The 19,022-nt window shown below is 71.4% G+C and carries 18 protein-coding genes; 6 read left to right on the forward strand and 12 right to left on the reverse strand.

Features of this window, described 5'->3' with window-relative positions:
- Positions 1-84: 84 nt before the first annotated feature.
- From AAC134_RS04835 to AAC134_RS04850, 4 genes are all read right to left on the reverse strand, one after another.
- Entirely contained in the window at positions 85-921 is an 837-nt protein-coding gene (locus AAC134_RS04835; RefSeq protein WP_339947928.1) for an amino acid ABC transporter ATP-binding protein, read from the reverse strand.
- Positions 918-1,802, reverse strand: coding sequence for an amino acid ABC transporter permease (locus AAC134_RS04840; protein WP_339947929.1), 885 nt, complete (start codon positions 1,800-1,802; stop codon positions 918-920). Before AAC134_RS04840 ends, AAC134_RS04835 begins: the two co-directional genes overlap by 4 nt.
- Positions 1,802-2,635: an ABC transporter substrate-binding protein gene (locus AAC134_RS04845; protein WP_339947930.1), complete on the reverse strand. Its 834-nt coding sequence runs from the start codon at positions 2,633-2,635 to the stop codon at positions 1,802-1,804. Before AAC134_RS04845 ends, AAC134_RS04840 begins: the two co-directional genes overlap by 1 nt.
- A gap of 138 nt (positions 2,636-2,773) precedes the next feature.
- Complete coding sequence (locus AAC134_RS04850; protein WP_339947931.1) at positions 2,774-3,694, reverse strand: polysaccharide deacetylase; 921 nt, start codon at positions 3,692-3,694, stop codon at positions 2,774-2,776.
- A gap of 214 nt (positions 3,695-3,908) precedes the next feature.
- Here AAC134_RS04850 and AAC134_RS04855 point away from each other — a divergent pair, with 214 nt between their 5' ends.
- From AAC134_RS04855 to AAC134_RS04875, 5 genes are all read left to right on the forward strand, one after another.
- Complete coding sequence (locus AAC134_RS04855) at positions 3,909-4,616, forward strand: helix-turn-helix domain-containing protein (protein WP_339947932.1); 708 nt, start codon at positions 3,909-3,911, stop codon at positions 4,614-4,616.
- 148 nt (positions 4,617-4,764) lie between these two features.
- On the forward strand, positions 4,765-5,769 hold the full coding sequence (locus AAC134_RS04860) for an arginine deiminase family protein (RefSeq protein ID WP_339947933.1): 1,005 nt from the start codon (positions 4,765-4,767) through the stop codon (positions 5,767-5,769).
- Positions 5,770-5,771: 2 nt separating this feature from the next.
- The gene (locus tag AAC134_RS04865) at positions 5,772-7,355 is read left to right on the forward strand and encodes an amidohydrolase (RefSeq protein WP_339947934.1); all 1,584 of its coding nucleotides are present in this window, start codon (positions 5,772-5,774) and stop codon (positions 7,353-7,355) included.
- Positions 7,352-8,080: a nitroreductase gene (locus tag AAC134_RS04870; RefSeq protein WP_339947935.1), complete on the forward strand. Its 729-nt coding sequence runs from the start codon at positions 7,352-7,354 to the stop codon at positions 8,078-8,080. Before AAC134_RS04865 ends, AAC134_RS04870 begins: the two co-directional genes overlap by 4 nt.
- Positions 8,074-8,859: a class II aldolase/adducin family protein gene (locus AAC134_RS04875; RefSeq protein ID WP_339947936.1), complete on the forward strand. Its 786-nt coding sequence runs from the start codon at positions 8,074-8,076 to the stop codon at positions 8,857-8,859. Before AAC134_RS04870 ends, AAC134_RS04875 begins: the two co-directional genes overlap by 7 nt.
- A gap of 146 nt (positions 8,860-9,005) precedes the next feature.
- Here the strand turns inward: AAC134_RS04875 and AAC134_RS04880 are convergent, their stop codons facing one another.
- A complete protein-coding gene (locus tag AAC134_RS04880; RefSeq protein ID WP_339947937.1) occupies positions 9,006-9,620 on the reverse strand; it encodes a VPLPA-CTERM sorting domain-containing protein in 615 nt (204 codons plus the stop codon).
- Positions 9,621-9,783: 163 nt separating this feature from the next.
- Between AAC134_RS04880 and AAC134_RS04885 the strand changes: the two genes are divergently transcribed.
- The gene (locus AAC134_RS04885; RefSeq protein ID WP_339947938.1) at positions 9,784-11,436 is read left to right on the forward strand and encodes a thiamine pyrophosphate-dependent enzyme; all 1,653 of its coding nucleotides are present in this window, start codon (positions 9,784-9,786) and stop codon (positions 11,434-11,436) included.
- 487 nt (positions 11,437-11,923) lie between these two features.
- Here AAC134_RS04885 and AAC134_RS04890 read toward each other — a convergent pair whose 3' ends face one another.
- The 7 genes from AAC134_RS04890 to AAC134_RS04920 all read right to left on the reverse strand — a co-directional run bounded on the left by AAC134_RS04890 (position 11,924) and on the right by AAC134_RS04920 (position 18,943).
- A complete protein-coding gene (locus AAC134_RS04890) occupies positions 11,924-12,400 on the reverse strand; it encodes a hypothetical protein (protein ID WP_339947939.1) in 477 nt (158 codons plus the stop codon).
- A gap of 151 nt (positions 12,401-12,551) precedes the next feature.
- On the reverse strand, positions 12,552-13,865 hold the full coding sequence (locus tag AAC134_RS04895) for an FAD-binding oxidoreductase (protein WP_339947940.1): 1,314 nt from the start codon (positions 13,863-13,865) through the stop codon (positions 12,552-12,554).
- Positions 13,862-14,623: a DUF1028 domain-containing protein gene (locus AAC134_RS04900; protein WP_339947941.1), complete on the reverse strand. Its 762-nt coding sequence runs from the start codon at positions 14,621-14,623 to the stop codon at positions 13,862-13,864. Before AAC134_RS04900 ends, AAC134_RS04895 begins: the two co-directional genes overlap by 4 nt.
- Positions 14,620-16,017 (reverse strand): amidohydrolase family protein, encoded by a 1,398-nt coding sequence (locus AAC134_RS04905; protein WP_339947942.1) that lies wholly within the window; start codon positions 16,015-16,017, stop codon positions 14,620-14,622. Before AAC134_RS04905 ends, AAC134_RS04900 begins: the two co-directional genes overlap by 4 nt.
- A complete protein-coding gene (locus tag AAC134_RS04910; RefSeq protein ID WP_339947943.1) occupies positions 16,014-16,826 on the reverse strand; it encodes an ABC transporter permease in 813 nt (270 codons plus the stop codon). The genes AAC134_RS04905 and AAC134_RS04910 overlap by 4 nt, the downstream gene beginning before the upstream one ends.
- Position 16,827: 1 nt before the next feature.
- The gene (locus tag AAC134_RS04915; RefSeq protein ID WP_339947944.1) at positions 16,828-17,664 is read right to left on the reverse strand and encodes an ABC transporter permease; all 837 of its coding nucleotides are present in this window, start codon (positions 17,662-17,664) and stop codon (positions 16,828-16,830) included.
- Between the two features lie 142 nt (positions 17,665-17,806).
- A complete protein-coding gene (locus AAC134_RS04920; RefSeq protein ID WP_339947945.1) occupies positions 17,807-18,943 on the reverse strand; it encodes an ABC transporter substrate-binding protein in 1,137 nt (378 codons plus the stop codon).
- Between the last annotated feature and the right edge of the window lie 79 nt (positions 18,944-19,022).

Raw genomic sequence — 19,022 nt, forward strand, 5'->3', positions numbered from 1 at the left:
TGGCATGTCGAATGGCTCCGGCTGCACTGGACGCCGAAACTCTGGCACCGCCTCTGTCGGCTATCAACGACGTAGGGCTTGCCCCTACTCCCGCCCCGCCACCGAGCGGATGAAGTTGCGGGTCCGCTCCTCCTGCGGGTCGTCCATCAGCGCCTGGGCGGAGCCGGTCTCGACCACGCGGCCCTGGTCCATGAACACCACGCGGTCGGCGACCTCGCGGGCGAAGCCGAGCTCGTGGGTGACCACCACCATCGTCATGCCGGCGCGGGCGAGGTCCTTCATGACGGAGAGGACCTCGCCGACGAGTTCGGGGTCGAGGGCGGAGGTGGGCTCGTCGAAGAGCATCACCTTGGGGTTCATCGCGAGCGCGCGGGCGATGGCCACGCGCTGCTGCTGGCCGCCGGAGAGGTCCTTGGGGTAGCTCGAGGCCTTTTCGGCGAGGCCCACGCGGGAGAGGAGGCGGCGGCCGCGGTCCTCGGCCTGGCCGCGGGGCTCGCGCAGGACCTGGACCGGGCCTTCCGTGATGTTCTGAAGGGCGGTCATGTGGGGGAACAGGTTGAAACGCTGGAAGACCATGCCGGTCTTGCGGCGCTGACGGGCGATCTCGGCCTCGGGGAGGGGGTGGAGGCGGTCGGACTCGAGGCGCCAGCCGAGGAGCTCTCCGTCGAGCCAGAGGGCGCCCTCGTCGATGCGCTCGAGCTGGTTGAGGCAGCGCAGGAAGGTGGTCTTGCCGGAACCCGAGGGGCCGATGATGCAGACCACCTCGCCCTCGGCGACGTCGATCGAGACCTCCGACAGGGCGCGGAAGTCGCCGAACAGCTTGCCCACCCGCTGGCCGGAAACGATGGGCAGGCCGGGGGCGAGGGTCGCCTCGGGCGCGGCGGGGGCGGCGGGGTCCATGGCGGTCTCCATCCGGGTCATCGGTCGCGCACCCCCGAGGCGAAGCCGCGTCCGAAGCGGCGCTCGAGCCGGGCCTGGCCGAGACTGAGGATCGTGACCACCGCCAGATACCAGGCGGCGGCGACCATCAGCAGCTCGATGACGCGGGCGTTGACGTAGTAGATGTCCTGGCTGGTGCGCAGGACGTCGGCGAAGCCGATGATCGAGGCCAGCGAGGTCATCTTCACCAGGCCGATGAACTCGTTGCCGAGCGGCGGGATCACCACCCGCATCGCCTGGGGCAGGATGATGCGCTTGAGGCTCGCCCAGTAGCTCATGCCGATGGCCTGGGCGGCCTCGTACTGGCCGCGGTCGACCGAGAGGAGGCCCGCGCGCATCACCTCGGAGGTGTAGGCGCCCTGGTTGAGGCCGAGGCCCAGCAGGGTGGCCATGGCGGGCGTGATCACGTCGACGGTGCGGGCCTGGAACAGGCCCGGGATGCCGAGATAGGGGAAGACGAGGGCGAGGTTGAACCAGATCAGCAGCTGCAGGATCACCGGCGTGCCGCGGAAGAACCACTGATAGCCCACCGCGACCGAGCGCAGCACCGGGTTCGGAGAGCCGCGCATGACGGCGACCAGCACCCCGATGACGATGCCGATGATCATGCAGGCGATGGACATCCAGATGGTGTTGACCACGCCCATCAGGATCGTGGGCCAGAACATGTACTGGCCGGTGATCGCCCAGGCGATCTTGCCCTCGGCGAAGGCCTTGATCAGCCAGGCGATGACCAGAAGCATCAGGACCACCGCCGCGATCCGGCCCCAGCGACGGGGCCGAACCACGGTCATGGCGGAGACGTCGACCACCGGCACGGCCTCGCGCCGCGCCGGAGCGATCGCGGAGCCGGCCGCGGCCATCAGGGCTGCGGGCCCTGGTTGACGGTGAACTCATCGAGCGAGGAGAGGCCCAGCTTCCACTTGGCGATCAGTTCGGCGTAGACGCCCTCCTCCTTCAGCTCGGTGAGGGCGGCGAGGAAGGCCTCGCGAAGCTGCTCCTCCTCCTTGGGGAAGGCGATGCCCATCAGGGCCGAGGAGATCGGCTCGCCCAGGGCCATGAACTCGTCGGGGTAGTCCTCGAGGATGGTGGGCACGGACTCGAGCCCCTGCACGGCGGCGACGGCGCGGCCGGTGCGCAGGTTGGTCAACTGCTGGCCGCGGTCGGTGTCGACGATCACGGTGATCGGCTCGGCGCCGTTGGCCACGCAGTTCTCCTCGGACCACTTCTCGACCGTGGCGGGGTAGGAGGTGCCGCGCGAGGTGGTGACGGTCTGGCCGCAGAGGTCGGCCTGGGTCTCGATCCCCGCGGCGAGGGGGGCGTAGAACTGGGCGCCGGCGCGCAGGTAGTCGATGAAGTCGAACATCTCGCGACGCGCGGGCGTGTCGTAGAAGCCCGACCAGATGATGTCGACGCGGCCCGACTGCAGGGCCGGGATCATCGCCTCGAACGAGCCGTTGAGGTATTCGACCTCGAAGCCCAGCTTGTCGCCGACGGCGGCCAGCAGATCGACGTCGAAGCCGGTGAACTCGTTGGTGGCGGGGTCGAGCATCTCCATCGGCGCGTAGCCGGCGTTGAGCGCCGACTTCAGCACGCCGGAGCTGGCGATGCGTTCGGGAAGCGCCTGCGCGCCGGCGGCCGTCGCGGCGCCGAGAGCGAGGGTCGCGGCCAGGGCCGCCTGGGTGATCCGTTTCATCATGACCTCCATGTCGGTGCGCGGCGTCCCTGTTGCCGGGGCGTCCGTCGCGGGCTGGTCGGCGCGGGTTCCCCGGTCGGGGGCCTGCGTCGCGGGGGACCGGCGGACGGGAGCCGCCCGGCCGGATGGCGGAGCGCCTCAGCGGCTGGGATGAACCAGCTGCTCGACGGCGCCGTCGTAGAAGGGCAGCGTCTCCTCGGGCGGGGTCCACGCGCCGCGGGCGATCAGGCCCTCGACGTGCGCGGCGATCTCGGCGCAGGTGGCGAACCAGACGTCGCCCTTGGCCATCATGTGCTCGATCAGGCGCACCTGCTCCTCGGCCCGCGCGAGGCGGCCGGAGACGAACGGGTGCCAGACCGCGGTCCACAGGCCGCCATGCTCCCAGGCCGCGTCGAAATCGGCCTGGAAGACCTCGCGGGCCACGGCGGGGGCGCGGGGCTGCATGGTCCAGCCGGAGGGGGGCAGGTTGACGTACTGGTTCCAGTCGTCGGCCGTCGCCTCGTGCGGGAGTTCGACCAGCCCGCGGCCGTCGGGGCGCTTGATCAGGTAGGGCACGTCGTAGCCCGAGAGCGAGGCGTCGTAGCGCAGCCCGTGCTCGACCAGAAGGTCGAGCGTGTGTTCGGAGAACGCGCCCGAGGGGCAGCGGTAGCCGACGGGGGGGGCGCCGGTGGCCTTCTCGATGGCCTGGATGCCGGCGATCAGGACCTTTTCCTCGTCCTCGCGGGAGAACTGGTTGATCCGCTCGTGCAGCCAGCCGTGGTGGCCGATCTCGTGCCCGCCCTCGACCAGCAGGGCGATGGCCTCGGGGTATCTTTCGAGGCACCAGCCGGGGGTGAACACGGTCTGGCGGATGCCGAAGTGGTTCCAGATCTTCGCGATCCGCGGGATGGCGACCGTGGCGCCGTAGCGCAGGCTCTGGGCGAGCGCCACGCGGCGGCGCACGTCGTCGGAGGGGTAATAGAGGTGCAGCAGGCTCTCGGCGTCGAAGTCGTAGGCGAAGCACACCGCGCAGCGGGCGCCGTCGGGCCAGGGCGGCGGGTTGTCGATCAGGCTCAGCATCCGGACGCCTGCGGGGCGGCGGCGCGAAGGGCCGGGACGCGAGGGCTGGCGGCTGGGGTCATGCCGGACGGTCTCCGTTATGCTGCGATGCGGAAAACGCTGCGGCCGGCCGTTTCTAATGTCAACTCCATTTTTGGAGTTTCATCTATGTAGGCCCTTTCCGCCCGGTCTGGTATGGCTGCGCGGAAGGCGATTTCACGCGGGAGGCGAATCGGTGGCGTCAGGCGGCCTGAGGCAGAAACACAAGCGGCGCAGGCTGCAGCAGGTGCTCGACGCGGCCGAAGAGCTGTTCTTCCGGGACGGCTACGAGGCGACCCGGATCGAGGCGATCGCCGACAGCGCCTCGGTGGCGCCGGCGACGGTCTACAATTACTTCGCGACCAAGCCCAACCTGTTGATGGCGCTGGCGATTCGCCACGTGCGCACGGCCCTGCCGGACCGTCGGGCCTATCTGGCCGACCTGCCGGAGGACCCGCTGGCCGCGATTCTGGGGTTCGAGCGGCTGCTGGCCGAGCAGGCGATGCGCCACCTGTCGCGGGAGTGCTGGCGGGTGATCCTCTCGGCCCAGCAGATGGAGCCCGGCGCCCGGCCCAGCCGCACGGGCGCGCGGCTCAACAACCTGATCCGGGGGCATTATGTGCGCCTGCTGACCACCTATCGCGACCGCGGGCTGCTGCGCCGGGACATCGACCTGGGGCACCTGGCGGACCTGATCGTGGGCATCACCACCTGGGATTTCAGCCGCTTCGTGGCCACCGAGGCGGGCACGATCGAGGACCTGCTGCGGATGGGCGTGCCCCATGTCCGGCTGATCCTCGAGGGGCTGACGACCGAGCAGGGGACGCGCCGGCTCGCCGCCTCGACCGCCGAGGGCGATGCGCCGCGGGCCGTGGGCGTGGCGCCGGAACCGGCCCCCGCCTGAGGCGAAACGTGATTCGGCTCCAACTTTGGAGCACACTCCATTTCCGTCTTGCCGCGGCGCCGAAGGCGCGTCTACGATGACGCCCGCGGCCCCGCCTGGCGCGGCGGCCCGCTCCCCCTCCGCGCCCGGCCTGAAGGAGCAGCCCCCCGTGTCCGCGATCACCGAGAACGAGTGGCGTTACAACCAGACCATCAAGCGCTTCCCCTCCGAGCCGGAGCCCGCCTTCGAGGCGCCCGACCAGCTGGAGCGCTGGTGGGGCCGCGCCTGGGGCTGCACCAATGACGTGGGGAAACTGCGGGTGGTGCTGATGCACCGGCCCGGAGACGAGCTGCTGCAGGTGGACGCCTCCAAGAAGCTCGATTTCAATTCCTATGGCGACGAGCAGGCGGGCTGGTACTGGCGCGGCGACATGCCCCCGGACCTGCCCGCGATGCAGGCCCAGCATGACGCCTATGTCGAGCTGCTGCGCGCCGAGGGGGTGGAGGTCGTGTTCATCGACCGCGCCGCCAAGGACCGGATGAAGACCTGCTACACCCGCGATTCCGTGGTGGGGATCGGCGGCGGCGCCATCGTCACCCGCCTCGGGCCCCGCATCCGGCGCGGCGAGGAGCTGCCGGCGACCCGCACGCTCGCCTCGCTCGGCTGCCCGATCCTGCGCACGATCAACGGCACGGGCGTGTTCGAGGGCGGCAGCTTCGCCTGGCTGAACGCGAAGACCGCGGTGGTGGGCGTCTCGTCCCGCGTCAACGAGGAGGGCGCGCGGCAGGTCGGCGAGGTGCTGGCCGCGCAGGGGGTCGAGCTGCTGCGCGTGCAGCTGACCGGCTACCGGCTGCATATCGACGGGCTGTTCGTGATGCTGCAGCCGGATCTGGCGCTGGTGAACTCGACCCTGCTGCCGTGGTGGTTTCTGCAGGAGCTGGAGGCGAAGGGGATCCGCATCGTCGAGGTGTGCCCGGAGGACGACGGCTCGATCATCAACAGCCTCGCCATCGCGCCGGGGCGGGTGATCATGCCCGACGGCCTCTCGACCCGCACCGAGCGCGAGCTGCGCGGCGCGGGGGTCGAGATCCTGCAGATCCCCTATGACCAGGTGATCCTCGGCGGCGGCGGGCTGCACTGCTCGACCGCCCCCCTGATCCGCGACGAGGTGTGAGCATGAGCGACTGGACCGACGCCCAGGCCGCGGCCCTGGACTGGCTGAAGGCCAACCATGAGGGCCTGAGCCGCGATCACATGACGATCTGGCATTTCCATGAGCCGTCGTGGCGCGAGTACAAGTCCTCGGCCTGGTACATGGACCGGCTGGAGGCCGAGGGGTTCGCGGTCGAGCGTGGGACGGGGGGCATGCCCACCGCCTTCCGCGCCACCTGGTCGAACGGCGAGGGCCCGACCATCGCGGGCTATGCCGAATACGACGCCGTGCCGGGCCAGAGCCAGGCGCCGGTTCCCCGACGCCAGCCGCGGGAGGGGACCTCGCGCCACGCGGCCGGACACACCGACCCGCATTCGGCGCTGGGGATCGGGGCGTTCGCGGGGTTTCTGGCCGCCAAGCAGGCGATGGAGGCGCACGGCCTCGGCGGCACGCTGGTGTTCTTCGGGGAGCCGGCCGAGAAGCTGTGCGGCTCGAAGCCGATCCATGCGGCGAAGGGGTTCTACGACGGGCTCGACGCCGCGATCAGTTTTCACCCCCACAGCTTCCCCGCGCTGACCAACGGCTGCTTCTGGGAGACGACCTCCGCCCCGCTGTGGAGCCGGATGTACACGTTCGAATGCGAGCACCCCGAGACCTGGCAGCAGGGCCACTCGGCCGGGGGCGCCACCCACCAGCACGCCTCGGCCCGCGCGCCGGGGGCGATCGACGCGGTGTGCATGATGTACACCACCTCGAAGATGATGAAGGAGTCGATGCTGCCCCACACCGGCTCCTGGGCGATGAACGAGTTCATTCCGGTGGCGGGCCAGGCGACCTCGGACAACATCGCGCCGGCCTTCGGGCAGGTGCAGTTCACCCTGCGCGCGCCCTCGATCGAGATGTGCGAGGCGGCCTATGCCGTGCTTGACCGCAACGCCGAGCAGGTGGCGGGCATGACCCACTGCACCTGGCGGGCGGACTGGGTGGCGCGCACGCGCGCGGGCCTGCCCAACAAGGCGATGGCCGAGATCACTTTCCGGAATTTCGAGAAGCTGGGGCCGCCCAGGTGGTCCGACGAGGCGAAGGATTTCGCCCGCGCGCTTCAGAAGGAGCTGGGGACGCCAGAGACCGAGGCGCCCCTGCTGGCCGGCATGGAGAAGCTGACCCCGCCGTGGGAGGCCGAGGAGAGCTTTCGCGAGCAGCTTCCCGCCTGGCAGCTGAACTACGCCGCCGACGATTATGTCGACTACACCTGGCACGCGCCGACCGTGCGCCTTTATGTGGCCCGGCCGACGATGGAGGCCCGCCCCGACGGCGCCCGCTGGCCCGAGTGGGTGCGTCACGCCATGGGCGGCGTGCCCGCCTGCATCGACCCGATGTGGTCGAAGGCCGCCGAGGTGATCGCGACCACCGTGCTCGACCTGATGACCGACGCCGAGGCGCTGGCCCGCGCGAAGGCCGAGTTCGAGGAGCGCACCGGCGGCGGGATCGGCGGAACGCAATGGGTGGCCCCCCTGCTGCCGGCCGATTTCGAGCCGCCGATCCACTACCGCTGGCCGGAGTATGTCGAGACGCCGCGCGGCCCGGAATGGACCCTGCCCTCTTGAGCGCAGGGCGGCAGGGACCCGCGGGGACCTCGGTCTCGGCGGTCGTGAACGCGCGCCGCTCGGTGCGCGCGTTCCTCGAGGCGCCGGTGGAGCGGGGGCTGGTCGAGGACGTGGTGCGGCGTGCGGCCCGTGCGCCCTCGGGCTCGAACGTGCAGCCCTGGTCGGCGCGGATCGTGGACGGGGCGCGGATGGGCGAGCTGCGGGCGATCATGCGCGCGCTGCGCGCCGCCGAGCCCGGCGGCGAGAGCGTGGACCCGCCGTTTCAGCCCGAGGGCGGCCCCCTGCCGGACTGGCGCCGGCGGCAGGTGCGCAACGGAGAGATCCTCTATGGCGCGCTCGGCATCGACCGCGCCGACGCGGCCGCCCGGGCGGCCTGGAACGAGGAGAACTTCCAGTTCTTCGGCGCCCCCGTGGGCGTGTTCCTGCTGATGCCGCGCGAGGCGGTGGCCTGGCAGTGGCTGGATCTGGGCATCTACCTCCAGACCCTGATGCTGCTGTTCGAGGAGGCGGGGCTGGGGACCTGCCCCCAGGCCGACTGGGCGATGCACGGCGAAGCGGTGGCCCGGTTCCTGGGCGCCGACCCCGGCCTGCGCCTGCCCGTCGGCGTCGCCGTGGGCCATCCCGACCGCGACGCCCCCGTGAACCGCACCCGGACCGAGCGGGACGACCCGCTGGCCGACGAGCCGACCGCCTCGCCTCCCCCTCCCGGAGCCTTCCGATGCTGAATTCGCAGAACCTGCCCGCGACCCTCCCCCAGCCGCCCGGCCCCGACCACGTCCCCACCGAGCGGGAGCTGCGCGAGGACCTGGCCGCCGCCTACCGGCTGATCGCGCATTTCGGGATGACCGACACGGTGTTCACCCACCTCTCGGTCCGGGTGCCGGGGGCCGGGCATCAGTTCCTGGTCAACCCCTATGGGCTGCTGTTCGAGGAGATCACGGCGAGTTCCCTGGTGCTGGTCGACGCGGAGGGCGAGCCGAAGCAGGAGACCGCCTGGCCGGTGAACCCGGCGGGCTTCGTGATCCACTCGGCCGTTCACCGCGAGGCGCCGAACGCCGCCTGCGTGATGCACACCCACACCCAGGCCGGGATGACGGTGTGCGCCCAGGCCGGCGGGCTGCTGATGCTCAACCAGATGTCGATGGAGTTCCACGGCCGCGTGGCGATCCACGACTACGAGGGGATCGCGGCGGACGACAACCTCTCGGAGCGGGAGCGGATCGTGCGGGATCTGGGGACCGCGACCTGCCTGCTGCTGCGCAACCACGGCCTGCTGACCGTGGGCCGCAACGTGCCCGAGGCCTTCTACAACATGTATTACCTCGAGCAGGTCTGCCGCCTGCAGGTCGCCGCCCAGTCGACGGGGGCGGAGCTGTCGATCCCGCCCACGCAGGTGGTCGAGCGCACCGCGGCCCAGTTCACGCCGGGCCCCAACAAGGGCTGGCTGCCCTGGCAGGCCCTGCGCCGCAAGCTGGACCGCGAGCAGCCGGACTATCGCCATTGAGCCCTCCCCCGGGAGCGCCCCGCGGACCGGCGCCCAGCGGCCCGCAGATTCTTGGGGGCCCCGGACCGGCCGCAGCCGGACCGGGGACTTCGGACATGGCCGGACCGGGAACTTCGGGCATGGCCGGATCGGCCGGGCGCCCGGGCTCAGGCGCGCCGGCGCAGCAGCACGAGACCGCCGAGGCCCGCCGCCAGCAGCGGCAGCGCCCCGGGAAGCGGCACGGCGGAGGTCGCGGCAGGCTCGTCGAAGGTCATCGAGTCGAACCACAGCGCCTCGTCCCCGATGCGCGAGAGCACGATGCGCACCTGGTCGACCGGCGCGGAGAAGCCGGACGCGACGACCGTCGAGAGACCCGGGCCGGCCGCCGTCAGGCCCAGCAACTCCTCGGTCACGCTTCCGCCGACCAGGCCGAAGATGTCGATGGAGTCGAAGTTCGTGGCCCCCGTCCCCGGCCCGACCAGAACGAACGAGTCGAAGGTGAAGGTTTCGCCCCCGTCCCGGTGGATCCGGACCGTGTCCCCCACGAAGGGAAGCGGGAGGATGCCGAGGGAGAGGATCGTGTAGGGATTGCTGTTCACCAGCTGGGCTTGCGACCCGACAACCTGGGTGAACCAGAAGCCGCCCTCGGCGTAGGGGAGAGCGAGCGTGTCGCCATCCGCAAGGCCTGCGTCGAACTCGACGGAAACCGCGCTCGCCGCCTGCGCGCCAAGCGCGAGCGGCACGGCCAGCGCCGCGGCCATGATATGAAACCTGATCGCCATCTTGCGTTTCCCCCTGCAAGTTACGTGGCGACACTACCCCGGCAACAGATGCCAAGCACACGGTGACCCCAAGTCAGATCGTTGCGGCCTTCTGGGCGCCGGCCCGTCGCCGGGCCCGGAAGGCCCGCCCCGGCATGACCCCACCGCAGGAAGGACCCGGAAGATGACCGCCGCCCCCAGCTCCGCCCCGCAGACCTCCGCCAATGCTCCCACCGGGGGCGAGGTCGCGGTCGAGAGCCTGATCGCCAACGGGGTCGACACGCTGTTCGCCCTGCCCGGCGTGCAGCTCGACCATCTGATGAACGCGCTGCATGGCGCCACCGACCGGATCCGGGTGATCCATCCCCGCCACGAGCAGGGCGCGGCCTACATGGCGCTGGGCTATGCGATGGCGAGCGGGCGGGTCGGCGCCTATGCGGTGGTGCCCGGGCCGGGGTTCCTGAACACGACCGCGGCGCTGTCCACGGCCTATGCGGTGCATGCGCCGGTGCTGGCGGTGATCGGGCAGATCGTCTCGAAGGCCATCGGCCTGGGCGGGGGCGAGCTGCACGAGCTGCCCGACCAGTCCGCGATTCTCGACGGGCTGACCCGCAGCCACGGCATCGCGAGCGAGGCCGGCGAGGTGGCGGGCGTGATGCAGGACGCCTTCGCCGCGCTCGCCTCCGGCCGCGCGCCCGCGGGGGTGGAGCTGCCCGCCGACGTGTTGCGCAAGCCGGCCGAGGGGGCCTCGGTCGAGGCCGCCGCGCGCTCGGTTCCCGCGCCGGACTCGGTGGCGATGGACCAGGCCGCCGCCCTGCTGGCGGGGGCGACGCGTCCGCTGATCTGGATCGGCTCGGGCGCGCTGGCCTGCGGCGAGGGGCTCGCCGCCATCGCAGAGCGCATCGGCGCCCCGGTCGTCAGCCATCTGACCGGCGTCGGCGTGCTGCCCACCGATCACCCCTGGGCGGTCGGAACCTGGGAGGGGCGGGAGCTGTGGCGCGAGGCCGACGTGATCCTCGCCGTGGGCACCCGCCTGCACGATCCTCGCCGCCGCTGGGGGCTGGAGGAGGGGCAGGCGGTGATCCGCATCGACCTCGACCCCGCCCAGTTCTCCCGCGGGGCGCCGCCGACCGTGGCGCTGGAGGCCGACGCGGCCGAGGCGATCCCGGCGCTCGCCGCAGCCCTCGCCGGGGGCGAGATCGCCGCCGACGCGCCCGCCCGGGCCGAGCGCACGGCGGCGCTGAAGGCCCGCAAGGCCGCCCTCTTCGAGGAGCGTCTGGCCCCGCAGATGGCGTATCTGCGGGCCATCCGGGCCGCCCTGCCGATGGAGGCGGCGGTGGTCTGCGACTACACCCAGATCGGCTATGCGGCGACCGCCGCCCTGCCCATGGACCGGCCGCGGCGGCTGATCACGCCGGGTTACCAGGGCACGCTGGGCTTCGCCTATGCCACGGCGCTGGGGGTGAAGACCGCCCTGCCCGAGGCGCCGGTGGTGGCGCTCTGCGGCGACGGCGGCTTCCTGTTCACGGCCAACGAGATGGCGACGGCCGTGCAGCACGGGATCAACGCGGTGGCGGTGGTGTTCTCGGATGGCGCCTACGGCAACGTGCGCCGGATGCAGGACCAGATCCACGGCGGCAAGCTGATCGCGACCGAGCTGCGCAACCCCGACTTCGTGGCCTATGCGCAGAGCTTCGGCGCCGAGGCGCGCCTGGCCGAGGGCCCCGAGGCCCTCGGCGGGGCGCTGACCTGGGCGATCTCCCGCCCCGGCCCGACGCTGATCGAATGCCCGATGCCGGTGCTCCCCGACCCGTGGGAGCTGCTCGAGCCTCGCTGAGGCGCCCGCCGCCGGGTTTCGCCGCCTGACGGCGGCGACCCGCGCGCGCCTTCGGCGCGCGCCCCCGGCCGCCCCTGCCAGCCCTGCGCTCCGGCCGATCGGTTCAGGGCTTTGCGCTCAAGGCCCTGGTCGTCGGGCCATGCGCCGCAGATCCGGCGCCCCGGCGGACCGGCGCCGCACGCTCCCCGCCCGCCTTCGTCTCGATCCGCCCGCCAAGGGGCCCTCCGGCGTCAGCCGGGCGGCCGACGGGGGCTCGACGCCCCCTGAGGACGCATCCGGCGCCGGCCGCCCGAACGGCGGCCGGCGCGCGAGCATCGGCGGCGGCAACAGGGAGGGGAAACGCCTTCGGCGCCGCGGCGCAGGCGCGCCTGCGGCGCGCCTTCCGGCCTTCGGCCGGACCCGCGCGACGCGGACGGCGGGGCCCCGGCGCAAGCCGGGCGGCCAAGGGGGGCTCGACGCCCCCCGAGGACGGCACGCGGCCCGACGCTCAGACCAGGCCGGGCTCGGTGATCTGGTGGTCGTACTGGTCGCCGGCGGTGTGGAAGGGGACGATGCGGAAGCCCGCCTCGGTCGCCTCGAAACCGCGCACGCCGGCGTAGGAGATCCCCGCCTCCTCCAGCATCGCCTTGGCCTCCGCCTCCAGCCCCATCGGCACATAGAGGAAGAAGTGGCGCACCTTGGTGGGCGTGCGGTCGTCGGCGGTCTCGGAACCCAGGCGCATCATCGGGATCTTCGAGGGGTCGATGGTCATCTCGACCTCGCCGACCTCGCGCACCTCGTCCTTGGGCGAGACGATGATGATGTCGGGATAGTAGATCCCGCCGTCCGCGGTCTCGATCCCGCGCTTCGGATCGCCGGCGTTGCAGATCGCGTAATAGCCCTCGGGCCAGTCCTGCTGGCCGGGGAAAGGATAGCGGGTGCGCGAGATGTAGAGCGCGACCTGATCGTGGACGTCCTGGGTCATCGGAAACCTCTCTGTCGGGGGGCGGAAACGGGCGGCCGTGAACTCGACTCTTGTTTTGTAGTTAACTCCACGTTTTGCGGTGCGTCAAACGGAAACCCCCGCCGGAGGGCGACTCCGGCGGGGGTTCGAGAGACCCGGGACGGGAGAGCCCTCAGCCCCGGCGGCGGTCGTCGCGCGCGTCCTGCCAGGCGTGCCAGCGGGTCAGCGCCACGGCGGCCCAGGGGGCGAAGGGGCGGAACGGGATCTTGGGGAAGGGGAGGTCGTCGAAGGCGGTCCCGGCGTCGGGCTTTCCAAGAATCCGGCGCGCGATCTTGTCGGCGAAGTAGACGCTGCGGGTGACGCCCGAGCCGCAGTAGCCGCCCGCGAACCACACCCCGTCGATGCGCCCCAGATGCGGCGCGTGATCCTGGGTGTAGGCGATCCGCCCGGTCCACAGGTGCGAGAAGCGCACGTCCGAAAGCTGCGGGAACACCCGCGAGGCCGAGGCGCGCACGGCCCGCGCGCGCGTTTCGCGCGAGCCGTTCATCGGCCCGATGCGGCCCCCGAAGATGAAGCGTTTGCCGTCGGGCGTGGGGCGGAACCACGTGAAGACTCGGCGGTTCTCGCCGAAATTGTTCCCCGCGGGCGTCAGGTCGCGCATCAGGTTGGGCGACAGCTCCTCGGTCGCCGCCACGCCGGTCAGCATCGGCACCACGCGCGGGCCCAGCGGCGCCGTTGCGCCCGGGGCGCCGTAGCCGTTGGTGGCGACCACCACGTCGCGGGCCAGCAGCGTGCCGGAGGGGAGGCGCAGGGCGACGCGCTCACCCTCGCGGCGGAGGCCGGAGACGGGAGTGGTCTCGAACAGCATCGCGCCGGCGGCCTCGGCGCGCTCGGCCAGCGCCTCGACCAGCAGGCGGGGCTGGATGCCGCCGTCGCGCAGGTAGAGGACGCCGCCCTGGTAGAAGTCCGAGCCGATGTGATCGCGCTGGCGCGCCTTGGGGATCATCTCGAAGGGCAGGCCCACGGCCTTCGAGATGCGCTCGCATTCGCGGGCGGTCGCCTCATAGCTGGCGGCGGTGGGGGCGCCGCGGAAGCGGCCGGGGAGGGTCAGGGCGCAGTCGATGCCCTCCTCGGCCACGAAGCTCTCGAAATGGTCGAGGGCGAGCATCCCCTCGCGCATGATTGCGGCGGCCTTCGCCTCGCCATAGGCCGAGGTGAGGCCCGCCATGCCCAGCTTGTGGAAGCTGGGGCCGACCATGCCGCCGTTGCGGGACGAGGCGCCATGACCGATGTCGCGCGCCTCGAGCACCGCGACCGAGCGGCCGGCGCGGGCGAGCTCCAGCGCCGTGCGCAACCCGGTGAAGCCGGCGCCGATCACGGCGACGTCGACCTCGGCCGGCATCTGCGCGGGGCGCGGGATGTAGGGCGGGCGGCCGTCGCGCCAGTAGTTCTCCCCGTCGCCGGGGGCGATGGGGGCGGCGCTCATTCGGTCAGGGTCCAGGCCTGGCGGCGACGCTCGGTCGGGAAGCGGTCGGTGAGGTCGAGGGCCTTGATGCGGGCGATGGAGGCCTCGAAGAGGGCGCGGTTCACCGGCACGCCGTCGGGGGAGAGGGCGACCTTGCGGATCGCCTCGCCCCGCCCGCCCCAGGCCTCGTAGAGGCGGTGCAGCTGGTGGACCGCATCGCCGTCGGCGATGTCGATGCGCAGGTCGCAGAGGTCGATCTCGTGGGGGCCCGAGACGCGCAGGGCGGCCGAAAGGAGGCGGTCGCCGACCTCTCCGCCGGCTTCGCGGCCGGCTTCGAGGCCCGCCAGCAGGCGCTCGGCCAGCGGCGCTTGGGGCTGCCCGGCGAAGGCCTCGGCCATGGCGACCGGAACCTCGGGGTTGTCGAGGATGTTGCCGAGCGCCAGGCAGTCGGGGACCACCGCGTGGGAATAGATCGAATACATCGAGCGGCCGTGGTGGACGGCGATCCGGCCCTGGGCGTCGATCACGCCGACCTGGCGCCACTCGATGTCCGGCGTCGAGCCGCAGATCTCGGTCAGCACCGCGTCGGCCGAGGCCCCTTCTGCGAGCAGGCGCACGCCGAGGTCGCGCAGGCGGGGGTCGGTGCGGTGCTGGCTGAGCACCCCGCCCTTGCCGTGCGCGAGCCCCACGCAGCGCGAGCCCACCGCGAGGTCCGAGGTGGTGATCGCCGCGCCATAGGCGCCGGTGCGCGCGCAGCGGCCGACAAGCGAGAAGGTCATGCAGGGTCTCCGGTCGTCAGGGCGTCGAAGCGGGGGACGGGGACGTCGTGCCCCTCGGCCTCGAACTTGGTCCACATCGAGCGCGTGGCGGCCTGCGCCTCGGCGACGGCGGCGGGCTCGTCGATTGTGGTCAGGCGACGGTCGCGCATCAGGAAGCGGCCGGCGACCATGGTATCCGTGACGAGGCCAGGGTGGCCATAGTGCACGAGGTTGGAGATGGCCGAGACGGTGGGGGCCATGCTCGCCTGCGTCAGGTCGATCATGGCGAGGTCGGCGGCCGCGCCCGGCGCGATGCGGCCGAGGTCGGGGCGGTCCAGCGCTCTGGCGGGGTTGACGGTGGCGTAGTCGAAGACCCGGCCCGGGGAGGGGCGGACCGAGCGCCCCCAGGCCCCGCGATGCAGGACCAGCGCGGTCTTCATCGACTGGAACATGTCCTCGGTCATGTTGTCGGAGCCGAGCGCGATATTGATCCCGGCCTCCTGGATGGCGCGGACCGGGGCCGGGTGAGGCCCCTTGGCCGACATCGAGGCGGGGGAGTGGATGAAGTGGACGCCGTGCTCGGCGAGGATGCCGACGTCCTTCTCGGTGCAGAAGGTCCAGTGGACGGCCAGCAGATCGTCGCCCAGAAACCCGTTGCGGGCGAGGTATTCGGTGGAGGTGCAGCCGTGCAGCGCCTCGACCTGGGTCTTTTCCGAGATGATCTGGGAGAGGTGGATGGTGCGGCGCAGGCCGTGGCGGGCGGCGAGCTCGCTCACCTGCTCCAGCATCCACGGGGAGCAGTTGTCGGGGCCGTGGGCGGCGGCCATGACCTGCACGCGGCCGTCCTCGGAGTTGTGGAAGCGCTCGATCAGCGCCTCTGTCCGGTCGAGGAAGGTCTGCCCGAAGGCGCGGTCGAAGCGGTATTGGCCCTTGCCCACTTCGGTCGTGACCGCATCCGCGCAGCTTTCGGCCAGCCACAGGCGCAGGCCGGAGGCGGCCATGGCGGGGGCGTAGTCGGCGACGTGGCGCAGCGGATCGACGAGGGTGGTCGTGCCGGAGCGGATCGCCTCGGCGCAGGCGAGGCGGGCGATGGCGGCACGCTCGGGGCCCGTCAGCAGGTAGGAGACGGGGACCATGTACTGGTAGACGAGGTTGCCCTCGACGTCCTCGATGGTGCCGCGCAGGGCCAGCAGGACCGCGTGGGTGTGGGCGTTGACCAGACCGGGGATGATGAGGCGGCCAGAGCAGTCGATGGGCTCGAAATCCGCGAAGTCGGTTCCGGCGGGGGGGTCTTCCAGCACGGCGGCGATGCGGCCGTGCTCGATGGCGAGCGTGGCCGGCGCGATGCGGGGGCCGTCGGTTCCGGGCGCGCCGGGGAGGGCGCAGGCGGCGTTCTTCAGGAGCAGGCGGGTCATGTGCGGCGCAGGCCCGAGATCACGGCGACGATCAGGGAGATCACCACGAGGATCGTGGCGACGGCCGCGATCGTGGGGTCGATGTTGTCCTGGATGCCCTCCCAGATCAGCTTGGGCAGGGTCTCGACCCGGCGGACGGTGATGAAGAGGACGCCGACGATCTCGTCGAAGCTGACGATGAAGGCGAAGACGGCGCCGGTGATCATGCCGGGACGGGCGGCGGGGACGACGACCTCCCACACCGTGCGCCAGATGTTGGCGCCGAGCGAGCGCGCCGCCTGGGGCAGCTTGGGGTCGAGGTTCGCCAGCGCCGCGAACACGGAGATCGAGACGTAGGGCAGCGCCAGCAGCGTGTGGGCGAGGATCACCCCGGTCCAGGTGTCGATCAGGCCGAGCTGCACCCAGAACCGGTAGAAGCCCAAGGATTGCACCACCGGCGGCACCAGGATCGGCACGATCAGCACCCAGCGCGCGATGGTCGCGGCTCGTCCGCCCAGGAACCAAACGCCGATCGAGAAGGCGGTCCCCAGCACGGTCGCGAAGAAGGCCACCGCCAGCCCCACCAGGATCGAGGCCAGCGTCCCCCCCAGCCAGCGGGCGGAGGTGAAGTAGGACTCGTAGTGCTGGAGGCTGAGACCCTCCTTCGGGAGGCCGATATAGGAGGTGTCGGTCAGCGAGACCGGGATCACCACCAGGATCGGCAGGGCGAGGAAGGCCGCCACCAGCCAGCCGCCGGTGGACATGGCGATGCGGAAGGGGGTGGCGCGGGCGGTCTCGCCGACAGTCTGGGGGGCGGTGGATCCGGCCATGTCAGTTCCGCTCCAGCAGGGCGTTCTTCAGGTTCAGGAACCGGCCCGCGATCACCAGCACCAGGGCCGTGGCGACCAGCAGGGCGACCGAGAGGGCCGAGCCGAGGCCCCAGTTCAGGAACTCCTGGATCTGGTAGGTGATGTATTCGGAGACCATCAGCACCCGGCCCCCGCCCAGCAGCGCGGGCGTGATGTAGAAGCCGAGCGACAGCACGAAGACCAGCAGCGCGGCCGAGCCGATGCCGGGCAGCGTCTGGGGCATGTAGACGAGGCGAAAGGCGGTCAGCTCGCTCGCCCCCAGGCCGCGGGCGGCGTCGGTGTAGGCCGGCGAGATGCCGCGCATGTTGGCCAGCAGCGGCAGCACCGCAAACGGCAGCATCACGTGGACCATGGCCAGCACCACGCCGAATTCGTTGTGCATCAGGCGCAGCGGGCGCTCGATGACGCCCACGTCGCGCAGCGCGTCGTTGACGATGCCCGAGCGGCCCAGCAGCACGATCCACGAGAAGCTGCGGATCAGCACCGAGACCCAGAACGGCAGCAGCACCAGCGCGATCAGCAGGGGCTTGGCGCGCCGGATCGTGTTGGCGATGGCGTAGGCGCAGATGTAGCCCAGGATCACGCAGAACACGGTGGTCAGGGCGGCGACGCGGAAGGTGATCACGAAGGAGGTGGTCACGGCCTGGGACTCGGCGCCCCGGACGTAGTTGCCAAAGCCGAGCTCGGGCTCGGTCACCGAGATCGCCCAGATGCTCGCCAGGGGCCAGATGTAGAAGATCACCATCACCGCGAGCGCGGGGAGGGCGAGCAGCCAGTATCGGGCCTTGTCGGAGGTCATGGCGTGATCCGCGTCGGGGGCCTGCGCGCGCCGCGCGGTCAGGCCGGAAATCAGGGGGCGGCCGGCGCGCGCGGAGGGCGCGCGCCGGCCCTGTGCCCCGCCCCGCGCGGCAGGCGGGGGGCGGGGCGAGGGGCGTCTCGCCTCAGTTGATCAGGGCGTTGACGTATTTCTCTTCCGCGGCGATCTGGTTCGCGGCGTACCACTCGTCGTTGTAGAGGATCTGGGTGGCCACGTTCTCGGGCGAGGTCGGGTTCCAGGCGGCCATCGACTCGGGCACCAGCGGGGCCGCGGCGGGGTTGATCGGGGCCGAGCCGATCAGCTCGAACCACTTCACCTGCAGCGCGGGATCCTGGGCGTGGGCGATGAACTTCATCGCCTCCTCGGCGCCGGCGGGGTTGTTCTTGGGAACGACCCAGGTGCCGGGCGACATCACGCCGCCGTCGAAGGAGACGGCGAAGGTCCCCTCGTCCATCTCGTCCTTCAGAAGGTGCGCGCGGGTCGACCAGATGTTGCCCATCACCACCTCTTCCTGGAGGAACAGGTTCTGGGATTCAGAGCCCGAGCCCCAGACGATGACGTTGTCGCGGATCTTGCGGAACTGGTCGATGGCCGCGTCGATCCCGTCCTGGGTGGAGAGGACGTCGTAGACCTCCTCGAGCGGCACGCCCTGGGCCATGGTCGCGCATTCCAGCTGGCCGCGGACGGCCTTGCGGAAGGTGCGCATGCCGGGGAAGTTCTTGACGTCGAACACGTCGGCCCAGCTGGTCGGGACCCCGCCCTCGGAGAGCTTGGGGTTGTAGGCCAGCACGTAGGAATAGACGTAGTTGCCCGCGCCGTATTCCCAGTCGGTGCCTTCCATCATCTTGGAGCGGTCGATGATGTCGTAGTTCATCGGCTCGGTCACGCCGGCCTCGCCCAGGATGATCGCCGAGCCGGGGCCCGAGTCGCACACGTCCCAGACCACCGCGCCGCTCTCGACCATGGCGCGGATGCGCCCGGCCGAGGGGCCCGAGCCGTCGATGACGACGTCCATGCCGGTGGCCGCCTTGTAGGTGTCGCCGAGCACTTCCTTGATCACGTCGGCGGCGGTGCCGCCCCAGTTGACGATCACCAGCTCGGAGGCCTGGGCGAAGGCCGGGCGGGCGCCCAGGCCCACCATCGGGATCACGCCCAGCGCGCCCATGGCCTGGAGGAAGCCGCGCTTGGTGATGCGGCCTTCGCGCAGCTTGTGCGCGGCGATCTCTGCGAGGTCGCGCTTGAAGTCGTTGTCGTGGGACATCGGTCGCTCCTTGTCGGACGGGTCTGCGAGGGCTTTGGGGCGCGGCTTCTGTCGGCCGCTGGTTCTTGGATCCGGGGCC

The organism is uncultured Albimonas sp., from assembly GCF_963977235.1.
Taxonomy (GTDB): Bacteria; Pseudomonadota; Alphaproteobacteria; order Rhodobacterales; family Rhodobacteraceae; genus Albimonas.

What these genes read in the sequence shown, in the direction of transcription:
- AAC134_RS04835 (WP_339947928.1), bottom strand. Translation starts at nt 921, where the DNA reads ATGACCCGGATGGAGACCGCCATGGACCCCGCCGCCCCCGCCGCGCCC.
- AAC134_RS04840 (WP_339947929.1), bottom strand. Translation starts at nt 1,802, where the DNA reads ATGGCCGCGGCCGGCTCCGCGATCGCTCCGGCGCGGCGCGAGGCCGTG.
- AAC134_RS04845 (WP_339947930.1), bottom strand. Translation starts at nt 2,635, where the DNA reads ATGAAACGGATCACCCAGGCGGCCCTGGCCGCGACCCTCGCTCTCGGC.
- AAC134_RS04850 (WP_339947931.1), bottom strand. Translation starts at nt 3,694, where the DNA reads ATGCTGAGCCTGATCGACAACCCGCCGCCCTGGCCCGACGGCGCCCGC.
- AAC134_RS04865 (WP_339947934.1), top strand. Translation starts at nt 5,772, where the DNA reads ATGAGCGACTGGACCGACGCCCAGGCCGCGGCCCTGGACTGGCTGAAG.
- AAC134_RS04875 (WP_339947936.1), top strand. Translation starts at nt 8,074, where the DNA reads ATGCTGAATTCGCAGAACCTGCCCGCGACCCTCCCCCAGCCGCCCGGC.
- AAC134_RS04880 (WP_339947937.1), bottom strand. Translation starts at nt 9,620, where the DNA reads ATGGCGATCAGGTTTCATATCATGGCCGCGGCGCTGGCCGTGCCGCTC.
- AAC134_RS04885 (WP_339947938.1), top strand. Translation starts at nt 9,784, where the DNA reads ATGACCGCCGCCCCCAGCTCCGCCCCGCAGACCTCCGCCAATGCTCCC.
- AAC134_RS04890 (WP_339947939.1), bottom strand. Translation starts at nt 12,400, where the DNA reads ATGACCCAGGACGTCCACGATCAGGTCGCGCTCTACATCTCGCGCACC.
- AAC134_RS04895 (WP_339947940.1), bottom strand. Translation starts at nt 13,865, where the DNA reads ATGAGCGCCGCCCCCATCGCCCCCGGCGACGGGGAGAACTACTGGCGC.
- AAC134_RS04900 (WP_339947941.1), bottom strand. Translation starts at nt 14,623, where the DNA reads ATGACCTTCTCGCTTGTCGGCCGCTGCGCGCGCACCGGCGCCTATGGC.
- AAC134_RS04905 (WP_339947942.1), bottom strand. Translation starts at nt 16,017, where the DNA reads ATGACCCGCCTGCTCCTGAAGAACGCCGCCTGCGCCCTCCCCGGCGCG.
- AAC134_RS04910 (WP_339947943.1), bottom strand. Translation starts at nt 16,826, where the DNA reads ATGGCCGGATCCACCGCCCCCCAGACTGTCGGCGAGACCGCCCGCGCC.
- AAC134_RS04915 (WP_339947944.1), bottom strand. Translation starts at nt 17,664, where the DNA reads ATGACCTCCGACAAGGCCCGATACTGGCTGCTCGCCCTCCCCGCGCTC.
- AAC134_RS04920 (WP_339947945.1), bottom strand. Translation starts at nt 18,943, where the DNA reads ATGTCCCACGACAACGACTTCAAGCGCGACCTCGCAGAGATCGCCGCG.